General features: G+C 47.5%; 14 protein-coding genes. 5 read left to right on the forward strand and 9 right to left on the reverse strand.

Translation table 11 applies throughout. The features are described 5' to 3' along the window. Nucleotides 1-480 precede the first annotated feature (480 nt). Both murJ and BW944_RS03335 read right to left on the reverse strand, forming a co-directional pair. A complete protein-coding gene (gene murJ, locus BW944_RS03330; protein WP_076556939.1) occupies nucleotides 481-1989 on the reverse strand; it encodes a murein biosynthesis integral membrane protein MurJ in 1509 nt (502 codons plus the stop codon). A gap of 2 nt (nucleotides 1990-1991) precedes the next feature. Beyond that, the gene (locus tag BW944_RS03335) at nucleotides 1992-3014 is read right to left on the reverse strand and encodes an ATP-grasp domain-containing protein (RefSeq protein ID WP_076556940.1); all 1023 of its coding nucleotides are present in this window, start codon (nucleotides 3012-3014) and stop codon (nucleotides 1992-1994) included. Nucleotides 3015-3178: 164 nt separating this feature from the next. On the opposite strand from BW944_RS03335, the gene BW944_RS03340 reads away from it, so the two are divergent. Beyond that, nucleotides 3179-4060: an NAD(P)-dependent oxidoreductase gene (locus tag BW944_RS03340; protein WP_076556941.1), complete on the forward strand. Its 882-nt coding sequence runs from the start codon at nucleotides 3179-3181 to the stop codon at nucleotides 4058-4060. A 250-nt stretch (nucleotides 4061-4310) separates the two neighbouring features. Here the strand turns inward: BW944_RS03340 and BW944_RS03345 are convergent, their stop codons facing one another. The 3 genes from BW944_RS03345 to BW944_RS03355 all read right to left on the reverse strand — a co-directional run bounded on the left by BW944_RS03345 (nucleotide 4311) and on the right by BW944_RS03355 (nucleotide 6953). Next, nucleotides 4311-4820 carry a GNAT family N-acetyltransferase gene (locus BW944_RS03345; protein ID WP_076556942.1) on the reverse strand — a complete coding sequence of 170 codons (510 nt, stop codon included), beginning with the start codon at nucleotides 4818-4820 and terminating at the stop codon, nucleotides 4311-4313. Nucleotides 4821-5308: 488 nt separating this feature from the next. Next, on the reverse strand, nucleotides 5309-6394 hold the full coding sequence (locus tag BW944_RS03350; protein WP_076556943.1) for an acyl-CoA dehydrogenase family protein: 1086 nt from the start codon (nucleotides 6392-6394) through the stop codon (nucleotides 5309-5311). A gap of 28 nt (nucleotides 6395-6422) precedes the next feature. After that, complete coding sequence (locus tag BW944_RS03355) at nucleotides 6423-6953, reverse strand: nickel-binding protein (RefSeq protein WP_076556944.1); 531 nt, start codon at nucleotides 6951-6953, stop codon at nucleotides 6423-6425. Between the two features lie 151 nt (nucleotides 6954-7104). Between BW944_RS03355 and BW944_RS03360 the strand changes: the two genes are divergently transcribed. After that, nucleotides 7105-7557: a winged helix-turn-helix transcriptional regulator gene (locus BW944_RS03360; RefSeq protein ID WP_076556945.1), complete on the forward strand. Its 453-nt coding sequence runs from the start codon at nucleotides 7105-7107 to the stop codon at nucleotides 7555-7557. A gap of 140 nt (nucleotides 7558-7697) precedes the next feature. Here BW944_RS03360 and BW944_RS03365 read toward each other — a convergent pair whose 3' ends face one another. The 4 genes from BW944_RS03365 to BW944_RS03380 form a co-directional block, all read right to left on the reverse strand. Continuing rightward, nucleotides 7698-8462: an ABC transporter permease gene (locus tag BW944_RS03365; protein WP_076556946.1), complete on the reverse strand. Its 765-nt coding sequence runs from the start codon at nucleotides 8460-8462 to the stop codon at nucleotides 7698-7700. Then, nucleotides 8459-9412: an ABC transporter substrate-binding protein gene (locus tag BW944_RS03370; RefSeq protein WP_076556947.1), complete on the reverse strand. Its 954-nt coding sequence runs from the start codon at nucleotides 9410-9412 to the stop codon at nucleotides 8459-8461. The genes BW944_RS03365 and BW944_RS03370 overlap by 4 nt, the downstream gene beginning before the upstream one ends. Before the next feature lie 15 nt (nucleotides 9413-9427). Next, complete coding sequence (locus tag BW944_RS03375; protein WP_076556948.1) at nucleotides 9428-10222, reverse strand: ABC transporter ATP-binding protein; 795 nt, start codon at nucleotides 10220-10222, stop codon at nucleotides 9428-9430. A 441-nt stretch (nucleotides 10223-10663) separates the two neighbouring features. After that, nucleotides 10664-12154 carry a Mur ligase family protein gene (locus BW944_RS03380; RefSeq protein WP_076556949.1) on the reverse strand — a complete coding sequence of 497 codons (1491 nt, stop codon included), beginning with the start codon at nucleotides 12152-12154 and terminating at the stop codon, nucleotides 10664-10666. A gap of 131 nt (nucleotides 12155-12285) precedes the next feature. Here BW944_RS03380 and BW944_RS03385 point away from each other — a divergent pair, with 131 nt between their 5' ends. The 3 genes from BW944_RS03385 to BW944_RS03395 all read left to right on the forward strand — a co-directional run bounded on the left by BW944_RS03385 (nucleotide 12286) and on the right by BW944_RS03395 (nucleotide 14996). Next, on the forward strand, nucleotides 12286-13182 hold the full coding sequence (locus tag BW944_RS03385; protein WP_076556950.1) for an AEC family transporter: 897 nt from the start codon (nucleotides 12286-12288) through the stop codon (nucleotides 13180-13182). A 66-nt stretch (nucleotides 13183-13248) separates the two neighbouring features. Then, entirely contained in the window at nucleotides 13249-14106 is an 858-nt protein-coding gene (locus BW944_RS03390) for a DUF1206 domain-containing protein (RefSeq protein ID WP_076557399.1), read from the forward strand. After that, complete coding sequence (locus BW944_RS03395) at nucleotides 14103-14996, forward strand: diacylglycerol/lipid kinase family protein (protein ID WP_076556951.1); 894 nt, start codon at nucleotides 14103-14105, stop codon at nucleotides 14994-14996. Before BW944_RS03390 ends, BW944_RS03395 begins: the two co-directional genes overlap by 4 nt. Nucleotides 14997-15051 lie beyond the last annotated feature (55 nt).

Genomic DNA, 15051 nt, shown 5'->3' on the forward strand with positions numbered 1-15051 from the left:
CGAAAATTTTCATGTCTCATGGTGCAAATATCTTTGCATGAACGTCTCTGTTAAAGCCTGATGTTGATTTTAGAACGAAGGGTGGAGACGCCTGCGGGAGAAGCATGAACGGAAAATCACCGGAGTCGAACGTAGGGAGATTCCGGAAGTTTTCGTCATGCCCGCGGCAAGCTTCCACCCGTAGAGGTAAAAATCAATTAGGAACGATAACAGAGCCTAAAAAAAGCCTTTGCTGCCTATTAGGAGCAGCAAAGGTTTTTTGTATGGATAGCATCGCTTTTTTTACCAGCTACAGCTTCCAGAAATTCATGTCAGGGTCGTTCACTTACCTTAGAGCTTTTGAACGGGCTTTTCCACTTTTATGTCCAGCTACAGCTTCCAGAAATTCGTGTCATAAGTAGCCCGGATCAGGAAAGTGCGCCTTTTATCTGACCGATCTACTTATGCCAGCATTTCTCAACAGAAGCTTCCGCTTTTCTTCTACCTTTTGAATCTTTTCAGTATAAACGCTGTCTCTTCCACTTTGAGGATCACCAACAGCACAAAATAAACAGGAGCTGCGACTGTCATGGTGATAAGTAGAGCGGCGGAAAAACCGGTAAGAGGGGTCAGGTAGTTATAGAAAAAATGCGCTGCTGTTCCCATGAGGGCTGAAGCTGCAAGTATTTTCCCTGTAGATCGGAACGTCTGTTTCAATCGGAGGCGGCCGATTTTCTTTCTGAGAGATATCAATAGAAGCAACGTAGCGACAAATGCACTGATACTCGTGGCGAGAGCCAGACCTCCGAGACCGAGTGGCCCGACAAGGATGAAATTCAGAATGATGTTCAACACCATCGCCACCCCGGTATTGATCATCGGTGTTTTCGTATCCTGAAGGGAGTAGAATGCTTTTGAAAGAACAATCCGAAGACCGACCGCGGTCATTCCGAGAGAATAATAGAAATAGGCATCCGACGTCAACAGGACGGCCTGCTGATCGAAGGCGCCCCGGTCAAAAAGAAGACGTACAATCGGTTCAGCGAAAAGCATGGCTCCGATAGTAGCCGGAGCCACAAGCAGAATCACCCCGATGATGGATTGGTGGACGGAATTTTTCAGGCCGTCCATATCCCCTTTGGTCGCCATTTTTGTAATCAATGGATACATGACGGTAGTGATCGAAACGACGAAGACTCCGTGGATGATGCCATTCAAGGAGACAGCGTAATTGAGGGCTGCCACCCCGCCGACCTCGACGCCTGAGGCGAGTGAGCGGTCGACGATCTTGTTCACCTGCGTCGCGGAAGAACCGATAATGACCGGTACAGCGAGCGCCATCATATGGGTGAGGTCCGGGTCCTTGAAATCGAGGATCGGCTTGTACTTGAATTTTTTTCTGAACGCGAAACCAAGGAGGATGATAAGCTGCAGGAGAAGAGCGGCTACGTAGCCGAGCGGCAGAAGAGTCGTCCTGTCCATCACGTCACTCATGTAGATGGACAATATTACGACGATACTCATAGGAATCCCGATCAAGTTCGGTACCTGGAACATTTTTTGATAATTCAAGTAAGCACTCAGTATACGGATGACGATAGTGAGATAGATTCCGAAAATGCTGATTCTTGTGAAGGAAACAGCCAGGTCGAGCGTTTCACCTTCAAATCCGGCTGCGAACACGCGGACGAGCGGTTCAGTGAAAAAGAGACCTGCCAGGAGCAGTGGAATACAGACGACAAAGAGCGCGTTGATCAGATTATTCGTGAACGTTTTGGCTGCTTCAGGACTTTTTTTCTCTTCCAGACGACTGTAAATCGGTATGTACCCTGTCGAAATACCGGTGGCAATCACTCCGAACAACACGACAGGTACCGTTATGGCGATAATATAGGCATCGCTGACGGCTGAAGCTCCGAAGACGTAGGCGAGCGTCACGTCACGGAGGAAACCGAAGATTTTGGAAAGCACCGTAAGGACCATTAAAAGAAGGACTGTTTTTTTAACCATGCTTATTCTTCGTCATGAAAAAAGACGGTCTCCCGGTACCGCATCATTCTCGTATTCCATAAGGGGTTCACTTCTACGTATTCTTTTTTGACATTGTAGTGAAGGAACAGAGAAGGGAAATTGACGCTCGCACCGAGGCTCATTACCTGACTGCCACAAAAACGGGGGTTGATATCGGTCAGTTTATAGCCATTTCCGTCATGCATGAATTGGAGGTTCATAAAGCCACTACGTGCGAGCTTCTCACTGATTATGGTAGCTACTTCGATCAGCTCTTCATGCTTCACGACTAACCCATCGAGCACAATACCATTGGAGACCCCGTGTCTGAGTCTCGGTACTGCAACGATGACCTTACCCTCATGTATGAATACATCGACACTGTACTCGTCTCCTTCGAGATGATCCATGGCAATCCGTCTGTCACTATAGTGGAGGTCCATATAATCGCGGAATTGGATTACTTTATTTTTACCCTGTTTCATCGCTTCGAGATATTGAGGTCTGTCCATAAGGATGGCAAATCCGAGTGAGCCGTGTCCATTCACTTGTTTGACGACGATCGGAGCCCCTTCTGGGAAGTGCTTTTCCCTGATAGAGAGAAGCTCTTCATTTGATTGGAAACCGAAATATTTCGGAATGTAAGTAGTGCACCCTTCTTTTTCCAGATGTTTGTAAACCTGTTCTTTATCCTGAAGAATGGAATAATTTTCACTTGCAGGAAGAGCGACATAAGCGGGGAGGTCTTCTCTGAATTCTTTGTAGATGTCTATTTCTTCATGAAGGGAAGGGAAAATTGCGTCGATCTTTTCTTTATGTACAATTTCTTGGATTTTTTCTTTATAGGCTGCCGGATTACGGTGGGAAGGGATGCGGTAAGTCTTATCACAGAAATGGTTGCCTGTCGTCTGTGCGCGTCGGTCCGCCCCGACGATGAAGACGTCTTCAAGCGAGGTGAGTCCTTTCAAAATTCCCTGGGCTGTCGGCCCGCCAATTCCGGTGACCAGCACGTTTAATATTCTCATTGATGTTCTCCTTCTACTTCCTTTTTGATCTCTTTATATTATATAGGTTCATCTGAAGCAATACAAAAAATATCCGAAAATTATAGTGGGACGGAACCATTGAGGCAGAAGTGGAAAACGATTACAATATTCTGTAAGTTCACATAAGGAAGGGGAAAAATCAATTGAAAAAGATCGGTTTTGTCGGAACGGGAGTTATGGGGCAGCATATGATCAGGAATCTCATGAAACAGGGGTATGAAGTATCCGTCTTTACAAGGACGAAAGAGAAAGCGGAACCCTTGCTTGATGAAGGTGCGATTTGGAAAGGGAGTGTAGCAGAGGTGGCTAGAGTCTCGGAGGCTGTCATAACTATCGTCGGTTTTCCCAGCGACGTGGAAGAGGTGTATTTCGGAGCGGAAGGGATTATCGAAAATGCTTCTAAAGGTACATTTTTCATTGATATGACTACCTCCTCACCGGAATTGGCAGCGGAGATCGCCAGTAAAGCAAAAAGTAACGGTCAGGTCGCGTGGGACGCTCCTGTGTCGGGTAGTGATGTATTTGCTGAGGCCGGGAAGCTTGCGATTATGGTTGGCGGGGAGGAGGCATCTTTCCATCATGTGCGTCCTATTCTCGAAGCGATGGGGGAGAATGTTGTGCTCCAGGGCCCTGCCGGAGCAGGACAGCATACGAAAATGAGTAATCAGATTGCTATCGCCTCTACGATGATGGGGGTAGTTGAAGCGATTACATATGCGGAGAAGGCGGGACTCGACCCGGCGATCGTCATGGAAAGCATCGAACACGGAGCGGCGGGAAGCTTTTCCCTCTCGAAGCTCGGGAAGAAAATGATTGCGGAAGATTTTGCACCAGGGTTCTACGTAAAACATTTCATCAAGGATATGGATATCGCTATCGCTTCTGCGGACAGACTGGAACTATTCACCCCAGGGCTCCGGCTGGCTAAGGAACTTTTCGAAGGGCTGAAGGAAAACGGCGGGGAGAATGACGGGACCCAGGCGCTTTATAAATATTATAAATGGAAAACCGAAGGCCTTGTATAAAAGGGCTGGAATTGAAAAGGTTGCAGGGGCCGCGGTCGCTTTCCATGGGCACGGCTTCAGCTGAATGGATCAATCTATTCGCTTGTCCATTGGATCTTCAGATCGTGCTGTTCCCATAGGAGTCTCCGTGTTTTTCTTATGAATCATTCCATAAACGAAGTTATATAAAAATCCGAACAACATTGTTCGGGTTTTTATACGTAAAAGCCGTTTTTGTCCCAGGATCTTTGAAAATCAGGGTTAACTTTAATCAGTTATTATAAGACTCTTGAAAAATGGCCATCATGTAAGCATCATGATATTTTCCGTTGATGAAGTAATGTTCTTTCATATCGCCTTCAATCTGGAATCCGATTTTTTCATAAATGTGGACGGCCTTTTCATTTTCTTTTGCTACGACGAGGTGGACTTTATGGAGATTAAGCGTACGGAATGCGTAATCGACCATCATCTCCGTCACTTCTACCGCATGTCCGTTCCCCTGGTGGACAGGATCGATCATGATGCCGAATTCCGTGTTGCGATGAACCGGTTCAATATCGTACAGGCCAGTCAGTCCGATACTTTTTTCATCCTTGGAGATGACGAAACGACGGTGCCTGCCTGAATCTTTCATCTGTTCAAATCCGCTGGTGATCCGCTCTTTCGGAAAATGGGCTTCCATGAACCAATAGTCCATGATTTCTTTCTTGTTGTAAAGTTTGTGCATGAACGGGATGTCCTCTTTTTCAAGAGGGCGTAGCCAAATATGATCTTCCATATGTATCTCCTCCTCCTTCTATGGTAGCAGACCTCTTCACTTTTCGAAATATAGAGACGCTGGATCATAAGGAAAAGGGAGCAATTTAGCGTGAAAATGTTTCAAGAGAAGGGATATAAGGAAAGGTAAATTATCCACGATATGATAAGGAGTGAGAAGGAATGTTACGTACTATATTGATGATCATCGGCTTGATTGTAGTTATCAGCTTTATTATTTCCATGCTATAATATGATAATCATAATAAAGAGCTTGGGACAAAACTAAATAGTACAAAACAAAAACCGAACGATAGTGTTCGGTTTTTGTTTTGTACGCTGTTTATAAAAGGATAAATAGAACAACCCATCGCTTTCCGCGGGCACGGCTTCAAGCCGCACCATAATCAAGAAAATCGCTTGATCATGGGGATCTTCAGCACGTGCTGTTCCCGCAGGAGTCTCTGTGTTGTTCTTCATAAAAGGATGGGCATCGTCTCGAATGTTCGGTTATTGATTGCTGTTATTCGTTTTGTCCCAAACTCTTTTCATTTTCTCCAGATGTTTGACGGAGGGGGTGAGATTCACGAGAAAATAGGTTTCACGTAGTCTCCTCGCAGGAGCGCTCACGTTAAGGTAGCCGGCTCCGCCATTATGAAGCATACCTGCATTGGCAGCTTTCAACGTAAGGTATGTTACATCTAACCGCTGATCGACCGCGCTTTCCCACGTGAATCCTTCTGTGATGGTCTGAATCACACGTCCTCTCAGTTTCTCCCACTCCGTCTCGATTTCCTCGGGTTGAACGGGGAGGTATTGATTGCACCCGCCCTGTTTCCTGCTGATTCTTTTCATCGAATCGATCGAGGATCTGGTCACCCCGAGTCCAAGAGGGAGTTGGTACATCAGAAAATAAGGGCGGACCTCCTCCACGAATGAATCGGCATCTTCTGAAATCACCCATCTATCCGGAATGAATGCTTGTCGGAATTTGCAACGATACGTCGCGCTTCCGTTGATGCCCAGGTAATCCACTTTTTCTTTCAATTCGAGGCCTTCTGTGTCACAGGGGGTGAAAACCATGATCCTTCTGCCGTCGTACGTTTCGGCCACAGCTCCGAACCAGTGACCTCTTCCAAGGTTGGAGACAGAAGGAAGGGTGCCGGAAAGACTGTAGCCTCCGTCTGTACGCTCGGCTTTCAACAACAGTCGTTCCATATCTCCGTAAAATTTCATCGGATTGGAAAGTCCCGTACCGGCCAGGACCGTCCCATCTTCTAACGAAGGGAGTACCTCGCTCTGAAGGTATTCGTTAGACGTGTGTCTCAGGTACGTCATAGCTGCAAGATGACACCAAAGCGTGAAGCCGGTTGTCATACATACGGCAGAGACATCCTCGGTGAGTCGGAATTCCCGGAGAGAAACTTCGGCAGAGGATAACGAAGTCGACTGGAACCATCCGTATTCTCCTAATTTTTTTAAAAAGCTTTCGGGATAGTGATGATCGATGTCGATTTTGGAAACGATCGGCTTCAGCTCTTCCTGGATGAGAGTCTGCCACGTTTCTTCCTGATAGACTGCTGCTTCGTACCCCATACCTTCGATTCTCCCCTTTCTTCTTCCGTTATTTTTCTTTGGAAATTTCCGTGATGGAGTCCACCGGTGTTTTGACGGCTTCCCGCGCCCGCTGAACGGCGTCTTCGTCTGGGGCGTCATAGAAACAAAGGCATTTGGACATGTCTTCACAGACATATGTGCGTTCGAATGATACTTCCGGAACATCAGCGTAGTGGACGGAGTTTTTCTTCTTTCTCGCAAGATAGTCCTCCATCGATAAATCTTCCGGCAGGTTCCACTGGACAAGATAGTTGACGTTGCTGGCCTGTCGTTTCACTTCTTCGAGATCTTTACCGACGAGACGGACATGTTTGACGAGTTCCGGTTCGATTCCGTTTTGTTGCAATGTTCCCGTGAGGACTTCTTCGTCGTCACTTTCGAAAATGAGAAAGGCCCGGGAAAAGTCTTTGGAGACCTGCACTTCAATCAGGTTCCCTTCTTGTTTTTGAACAGCTTCCTGCAATTGATTCGTCTTAGCTTCCAAACCTTGTTCGGTTGATATACCTTCGAGAGGGGTTTCTACTAAAAATAGACTCATGAAAATACCTCCTATGTTTATAATGCCTATAAATTTAATTGGTTTTAGCTTTGAGGTTATCTTATTATACTAAGTTCAAAAAAACAACCTTATGATTGGGGTTATGTTACAATATTTCTAGCATTTACTTATGAAGGAAGGGTGTGTATCAATGAAGGAAAACTATAAATTGCCCTGCAATATCGCTCAGACCCTGAATATCGTCGGAGATCGCTGGACGTTGCTCATTCTTCATGAAATACTAACCGGCGCTTCTACGTTCAATGAAATCAAAAAAGGATTGAAGGGGATTTCCTCGAATCTTCTCTCGGACCGGTTGAAGTATTTGGAGACGAGTGAGCTTGTTTATGTGGAACTCTATTCAGAGCATCCTCCGAGATATAGCTATTCTCTGACTCAAAGCGGCCGTGAACTGGAGCCGGTTTTTCACTCCCTGCTGATTTGGGGCAGGAACAACCTGAAGAAATGCTATAAGAAATTGGTGCACGATGCGTGCAACCATGAAGTGGAACAGACTTTTTATTGCTCCCACTGTGAAACGAGTGTGGAAGAAGAAGATCTGGTTGTACTTCCGGTAGAGGAGCGGGAAGAACTCACTTCCTGACATATAGTCAAGAAGGAGTCGGAGACCCGGCTCCTTTTTGTTATGGCTACCCTGAAAATAAAAATTCAGGCGGACGCTTGCCGAGGGCATGGCGTAATCCTCTGGAACCTCCCTACGTTCGCTTCCGGTGATTCCCCCGTTCATGCTTTTCCCCATTGTCTCCCTACCCACGCCTCAAAGAGGTGGACTGCTTTGTCCAGGAGTAATCCGAGTATGCCGATGAATACAATGCCTGCTAGCACAAGATCGAGGTCGAGCGCGTTTCTGGAATCGATGATCAGATAGCCGAGACCGGACTGGGCCCCGACCATTTCTCCAGCGACAAGGAAAATCCATCCTGTACCTATTGCGATATGAAGACCATTCACAATCGTAGGAAAGGCTGCAGGCAGGATAACTTTATACATAAGCTGAGGCTGTTTGATTTCCAGGTTCTTCGCTACTTTCAGGTAAGTGTCATCGACCCGTTTCACCGCTGATACGGTGGTGAGCAGGACCGGAAAGAACGCAGCTATGAAGATGATGACGATCGCCGGCATGCTTCCGATTCCGAACCATAAAACGATGAACGGCGTCCAGGCGATTGGCGCGACCGGCCGAAGCACCTGCACGATCGGATCTATAATGGCCCAGACCCGCCCGGTACGGCCGAGAATCAACCCGAGTATCACGGCGGAAATGACGGCCAGAAGATATCCCGTAAAGAAGCGGAACAGGCTGATCTGGATGTGTTCGAAAATGACGCCGGTTTGAACGAGTTCGATGATGCCTGCGCCGACATTCAAAGGGGAAGGGAGGAGCGCTTCCGGGTAATCGCCGATCCAGATGACGAGTTGCCAGACGACGAGCACAATTGCTATAGCGGCCAGAATGTTGATGGTTTTATAAAGAATGCGCGAATTCATGACGTAGCCTCCTCGAGCAGGGTAGGATCGACGAATTCTTCATACGTGGGCGGGTCTTCGGATAAATCCATCTCCAGAAGACTTTCCGTCAGCATTTCATAGTCCTCTTTTCTGATTTTCAATTCGTCGTACGATATCCAACCGAGGGACAGCTGTAAAGCTTCATCCGTGACATTCAGGTATTCTTTGTGAATGTGTCGTGATTCTTCATCGCTGTGGCCGGCAGCTGCCCCGGATTCCGCATACCCTGCCACGAATTCCTGGGCCAGGGAAGGATGGTTCTCAATCAGTTCTTCACGAAGGACAAGAGCACAGCACAGAGAATTCGGCCACAATTCCTCTGATTGATAGAGGACTTTTCCGTGGTTCATGGATACGCCGATCGCTCCGAAAGGTTCCGCGACAATGTAGCTGGATATCTGTCCTGTAGCTAGAGCGGAAGGCATTTCGGGGGGAGGCATTTCTATCATGTTTACGTCATCGTAAGTCATATCGCCTTTTTCAAGCATTTCTTTCATCAAAATATTGTGAGAAGAAAGTGTGTGAGGTATAGCGACAGATGTCCCTTTGAGGTCCTGGACGTCATCGATCTCCGGAGAAACGACAGCTGCGTTTCCGTCTTTATGGCCGAGCGCCACCGCTTTCAGGTCGATTCCTTTTTCTTTCGCTTTCATCGCAAGCTCCACCAGCGCGGAAGCCCCGTCGATTCTTCCTGTATTCAGCGCGTCCATCAATTCGATCCAGGACCCGAATTTCACCAGTTCAATCTCCGTTCCGCCTACATACGTTCCGTCGAGTTCCTCTTCGAAATACAGAGGGGCGGCGTGAGTGATAGGGAGGTAACCTATTTTCAGCTTCGATTTATGCCCAGCCTGACTATGGGACCCACAGGCGGAAGTAATCAATAATGAAAGGATAATCAGTATCGTCGCTCCGCTTGATTTGTTCATGAAATATTTCTCCCTTCAGATGTTGAATTCCGGTTGATGAATCGGCTGGTTGAATTGGAATTCTTCGAAAATCTTTTTCCGGTAGTGTTGGAAATCGCTATGACTGCGGTCTCTCGGTTTTGAAGTCTGAATCGTCATTTCTTTGCTGATCATCCCGGGAGATGGTTTCATTACGAAAAGCCGGTCAGATAAATAGATGGCTTCGTCAATGTCGTGGGTGACGAGAACAATCGTCGTTCCTTCTTTCTCCTGCAGGCGCAAGAGCTCATTTTGCAAATAGTAGCGGTTGAATGTATCGAGAGCTGCGAAAGGCTCGTCCATGAGAATCAGTTCCGGTTTCATCGCCAGGGCTCTTGCGATCGCTACACGCTGTTTCATTCCACCGGAAAGTTCACTCGGGAATTGGTGGGTATTGTGTTCGAGTCCGACGAGTTTCAGGTATTCAAGGCTTCTGTTGCGGCGTTCTTCCGGCTGCAGATCCAGTGGTTCCAGACCGAGTTCCACATTTTTCAATACCGATCTCCAGGGGAACAGCCCATATTCCTGAAAAAGCATGACGCAGTGTCTTCCCGGTTTCTCCACTTTCTCTCCTTTGATCTTCACTTCTCCGGTGCTGGGGGTTTCAAACCCGCCGATGAGGTTAAGGATTGTACTCTTCCCACATCCGCTCTGACCGAGGATAGAAATGAATTCCCCTTTGTTGACCTGCATGGAAATATTTTTGAGTACAGGTGTTTCTTCCTTAGTGGCAGGAAAAGATTTATTTACGTTATGTAAATAAACGAGTGGCGACGTAGTATTACTGCTCATGCGCTTCTCTCCTTTAATATTCATAATGCTTATGAGTTTAGTTGGTTTTATTGTGTAAGCTATCTTAATATACCAGGTTCAAAAAATCAACCTGCAGTGGGAGAAAAATCAGATTTTTTCACCGAGCTTTATTGAAATCGGTCTCCTTTTTTAACATTTGGCTCTGTTAAAGCCTGTGGTTAATTTTTAACGCTCCAGGCGGACGCTTTCCACGGGCAATGCTTCAGCCTCCTCGTTTCCCTGCGGGGTCTTCAGCTACCCGAGTTCCCGTCGGAGTCGCCGCCTGTCTCTTCTCAACATGAACAAATATCAACACTCACCATTAATAGAGCCTGACATTTAGTATCTTCGTTGCTCTGCGGGGAGTCTCCGCTTCATTTCTTCCGTCGACGTTAATAGAAAATGTCATGAAAAAACCTTGCACCGTTAACCGGCGCAAGGTTATATCGTCTTTTTCAATTTGGGACATAAAGAATGAAAATAATTGCTGATTTCTTCCAGGTCGTCATGAGGAATAAGCGTCCCTTTATAATGCTGTGGTTCATTGATACCGGTCAGAAGAATGGTGTCTCCGGGCGAAGAGCGCTCGATACACGCCGCTATCGCTTCTTTCCGACTTTCGGCCGTCGTCACTTGGTGCGGTGATACATGTGAAGGGAGGGCTTCCTGCATAGCCTGCAGAACGTCGAGCGGCTCGGTGTACCCGACTTGCTCTGCTCCTAATACGATCTCATCGATGGCCGGACCGATTTTTTCACTCATTCGTTGAGCTTTATCAAGCCCTCGGAGCCCGATTCCGTTCACCATGGCGATGAGCTTCCCGTCCGCCAGATTTCTGGCGACATCAAGCGATTGTTCTAAAGCTATTGGTGTATGGGCGAAATCGAGGATGAAGCGTCTGTCGCACATCGTGACGAGTTGAAACCTGTTCCTGAGGGGCGGAAGTTTCGCAGTTTCTTCTGCAATGGCCTGCACGGGAACCCCTTTATGGTGAAGCAAGGCGAAGGCGCTCAAAATATTGTAAACGTTGTGTTCGCCGATGAAGGGGGTGTAGACTTCATACTTTCTTCCCTTAGCATACAACAGGAAATGGCTCCCGTTATCGTTATAAGTGATCTGTTCACCATAGAAGTCTGCTTCCGGGTTTTTCAGGCTGAAGGTGATCACCGGCTTTCCTTTATTGTGCAATTCTTCGAATGCAGGTTCATCGAGAGAGTAAATCAACGTATCGGCCGCGTTCGCAAGCTTCATTTTGGACTCCAGATAGTGCTCGATGGAACCGTGGTAATCGATATGGTCTCTACTGAAGTTCGTGAAGATTCCGGTATCCACGGGAAAGAAGTCTGTACGTTTCTGATCCAGAGCGATAGAGGTAGCCTCGAATACCATCGATTGATAGGATTCTTCGTGAAAACGACGGATGATACGGGCGAGCTCCGGTGCCTCCGGGGTCGTAGGAGTGGTTTTGTGATAATCGAGATGCTGCATGTCGTGGGTCATAACCCCTTCTGTGCCCACCGAACCTGTTTTGAAACCGAACCGGTTCAAAAGTGTGGAGACCATATAAGTGACGGTCGTTTTTCCGTTCGTACCCGTCACCCCGTAGAATTCCATATCATCATAAACATTTTGATAGACTGTATGGAGTAATATCGTAATTACTGAAGGCAATTCAGAGACGACGAGGAATGTAGTGTCAGGGAAGTCTTTCTGCTTATCGAGTAATGCCGGGTCAGTGGCGATGATGCAAATCGCCCCGTTATCTATCGCTTCTTCTACGAAATCCAGCCCGTCGCGTCTGCCGGATCTGCAGAAAAATACACCATTCTCGTTGGGTACCGCAGAATGGAGGCTGAACTGACGGATCGGCAGCGATAAGGGGCCGGATGAATCTATGTAATAGGATTGGAGTAGTTCTTTGAGGTTGATCATAAAGGATGCCCTTTCTGTCTTTTATTTAATAACTGTCAGTACCCCTTACTAGGACCTTTGAAACGGTAAAATTATGGTATATTGGGAAGTGGGAAGAAGAAGACGTTCACTGAAAGAAAGGAAAGGGTTACATGGGAATTTTTGTCGAAGTAGTGTTACCGGTCCTTGCTGTTTTTTTAGCAGGGTTCGTGATACAGAAAAGAGCTCGTCTGGATATCCGCTCCGTGTCGACGGTGGGGATGTATATCATGCTCCCCTGTCTCGTGTTCGAAACGTTCTATAATGCTGAATTGAACCGAGATTACATAATGATGCTGGTATTTTCTCTACTATTATTATTCATCATTCTGATCATGAATAAAATTTACGCCTGGATGAAAGGGTACGGAGCTTCCACGGAAAGCGCGCTGATCCTGTCGACGGCTTTCATGAATTCAGGGAACTACGGATCGCCGATCATCCTGTTCGCTTTCGGGGAGCAGGGATTCATCTATGCGATTTCCCTGATGGTGATGCAGGCGATCATCATGAACTTCTTCGGTGTTTACTATGCGGCTAAAGGCACGGCCGGACTGAAAATGGCTTTTTTATCTGTGCTGAAAATGCCGCCGACCTATGCCGTTCTGATCGCTATGATTATGAAGTTTACCGGGATGTCAATCGGAGGGAACGTGATGGGTACGATAGAACTTGTTGCTGCTGCCACGGTACCTACAATCATGGTCGTACTTGGTATGCAGCTGGCTGAAATCAGTGTGAAGTCATTGGAATGGACCAAGATTTCTTACGCCGCCACTGTCCGGCTCGTCGCTTCACCGTTGATCGCGTTTATGCTTGTGCTTCTCTTACCTATGAGTAATCTGATGGCGAGTGTGCTGGTCGTGCAGGCTGCGATGCCGTCAGCGGCCACAACGACTATCTACGCCGTGCAGTTCGATTCACGCCCGGAACTCGTCTCCGGCATTACGCTTGTAACTACGCTGTTCAGTATCGTGACGATTCCGCTTTTGCTTATGGTATATATATGAGTTTCCCTCAGGTGAAAACAGGGAAATTTGCTCGTAGCACATACAGAAAAAATGGGGGAGCCGGTGATGGGAATGTCCATACACACTGATGACAAAGTAAGAGAAGAAATAAAGCCGTGGGTGCGGAGATTCGCAAGGACCGGCTATATGGCGAAGGGATTCGTATATATGGTGGTGGGGATTCTCTCCCTTATGGCCGCCTTAGGGGTCGGAGGGAAGGCTACCGGTACTTCAGGTATGTTCCGTTCCCTTGCGCTCGTGCCCCTTGGAAATATCCTCGTCTGGCTCACGGGTATCGGTCTGTTCATGTATATAGGATGGGCGCTCATCAAAGCATTTTACGATCCGAAGGGGGAAGGGAAAAACCCTAAAGGTCTTGTGAAAAGGTCCGGCTATCTTATTACCGCTATTATTTATACCACTTTGGCGACCCAGGCCATCAGAATAGCTGTGAGTGCCGTAGCCGGAGGTGGAGGCGGAAACTCCAATCAGACGATGTCCGCAAGACTATTGGAACAACCATTCGGTCCATGGATTCTCGGTGGTGTTGGCGCAGTGATCATCGGTTACGGGGTATACGAACTCGTCAACGGTCTGACGCGGCGCTTCATGAAGAAGTTTCTGCTTACACATATGGATGACCATGAAAAGAAAATCGCGAGAAATGCAGGTGCTGCCGGGCTGACGGCGAGAGGCATCGTCCTCGGACTCATCGGTTTCTTCTTTATCCGGACAGCGATCACTCACGATCCGAACCAGGCGAAGGGGTTGGACGGAGCCCTTTCGGAAATCGCAAGCCAGCCGCATGGCCGTTGGCTGTTAGGGATCGTCGCGTTAGGACTCGTTTTATATGGCATATATCAAATCACTCGTGGACGCTATGAACATATGCAATTCGGAAAGAAAGAGAGGGATCGGTCATGAGAAGAGCGATGTTGATCATCAACCCTTCTTCCGGACAGGAAAAAGGGCTTCAATTCGAAGAGGAAGCGGTAGTCGCACTCGAAAAACAGCATGATGAGGTGTTCGTCAAGTACACCGAAGGCGAAGGGGACGCGACCAGATTTGCGGAGGAGGCCTCGGAGCATCGTTACGATACGCTCGTTTCGATGGGAGGCGACGGGACGATCAACGAAAGCGTGAACGGTCTTGCGGAGAAAGACTACAAGCCGGCTTTCGGGTTTGTGCCACTCGGGACCGTCAATGATTTCGCCCGGGCTCTCGAGATACCTATGAATGAACAGAGAGCGATCAAAGTGCTCGAACAAGGGCATACGAAGCCTGTGGACATCGGAAAGATCGTCGGGGAACGCTATTTTATGAACGTATTGGCTGTCGGAGCCATTGCGGAAGCGACGTATAAGGTGACTCCGGAGCAGAAGTCCAGGTTAGGTCCACTCGCATATATGATTGAAGTTGCGCGTGCGATGAAGGATGAAACCCCTTTTGATTTATCGATCGATTTCGACGGAAAACAATGGGAAGGAAAAGCGTATCTGGTACTCGTAGCTCTGACGAATTCCGTGGGAGGGATCGAGTCTTTCGCTGAACACGCAGAGGTGAACGACGGAGCGTTCCACGTCTTCATCATGAAAGAGTTCTCTCTTCCTAAAGTGGCGAAGCTCATCCCCGATTTGTTCAGAGGGGAATTGAAGAGTAATGAGCAGGTGGAATATTTCACCGCTTCCGATATGGAAGTATCCACCTCTCTTGATCTCGTAGTGAATATAGACGGGGATGAAGGGATGCCTCTGCCTTTTGAAGCGAGTGTCCTCCATAATGAATTGAATGTCTATGTTCCTGAGAAGGAATAGGGAGAGGCTAAGGAAAAAAAGAATTAAAGCTGTCAAACCCCGTCTGCTATGTTAA

The organism is Salimicrobium flavidum, assembly GCF_900156645.1.
Lineage (GTDB): Bacteria > Bacillota > Bacilli > Bacillales > Halobacillaceae > Salimicrobium > Salimicrobium flavidum.

What these genes read in the sequence shown, in the direction of transcription:
- murJ (WP_076556939.1), bottom strand. Translation starts at nt 1,989, where the DNA reads ATGGTTAAAAAAACAGTCCTTCTTTTAATGGTCCTTACGGTGCTTTCC.
- BW944_RS03335 (WP_076556940.1), bottom strand. Translation starts at nt 3,014, where the DNA reads ATGAGAATATTAAACGTGCTGGTCACCGGAATTGGCGGGCCGACAGCC.
- BW944_RS03345 (WP_076556942.1), bottom strand. Translation starts at nt 4,820, where the DNA reads ATGGAAGATCATATTTGGCTACGCCCTCTTGAAAAAGAGGACATCCCG.
- BW944_RS03350 (WP_076556943.1), bottom strand. Translation starts at nt 6,394, where the DNA reads ATGGGGTACGAAGCAGCAGTCTATCAGGAAGAAACGTGGCAGACTCTC.
- BW944_RS03355 (WP_076556944.1), bottom strand. Translation starts at nt 6,953, where the DNA reads ATGAGTCTATTTTTAGTAGAAACCCCTCTCGAAGGTATATCAACCGAA.
- BW944_RS03360 (WP_076556945.1), top strand. Translation starts at nt 7,105, where the DNA reads ATGAAGGAAAACTATAAATTGCCCTGCAATATCGCTCAGACCCTGAAT.
- BW944_RS03365 (WP_076556946.1), bottom strand. Translation starts at nt 8,462, where the DNA reads ATGAATTCGCGCATTCTTTATAAAACCATCAACATTCTGGCCGCTATA.
- BW944_RS03370 (WP_076556947.1), bottom strand. Translation starts at nt 9,412, where the DNA reads ATGAACAAATCAAGCGGAGCGACGATACTGATTATCCTTTCATTATTG.
- BW944_RS03375 (WP_076556948.1), bottom strand. Translation starts at nt 10,222, where the DNA reads ATGAGCAGTAATACTACGTCGCCACTCGTTTATTTACATAACGTAAAT.
- BW944_RS03380 (WP_076556949.1), bottom strand. Translation starts at nt 12,154, where the DNA reads ATGATCAACCTCAAAGAACTACTCCAATCCTATTACATAGATTCATCC.
- BW944_RS03385 (WP_076556950.1), top strand. Translation starts at nt 12,286, where the DNA reads ATGGGAATTTTTGTCGAAGTAGTGTTACCGGTCCTTGCTGTTTTTTTA.
- BW944_RS03390 (WP_076557399.1), top strand. Translation starts at nt 13,249, where the DNA reads ATGGGAATGTCCATACACACTGATGACAAAGTAAGAGAAGAAATAAAG.
- BW944_RS03395 (WP_076556951.1), top strand. Translation starts at nt 14,103, where the DNA reads ATGAGAAGAGCGATGTTGATCATCAACCCTTCTTCCGGACAGGAAAAA.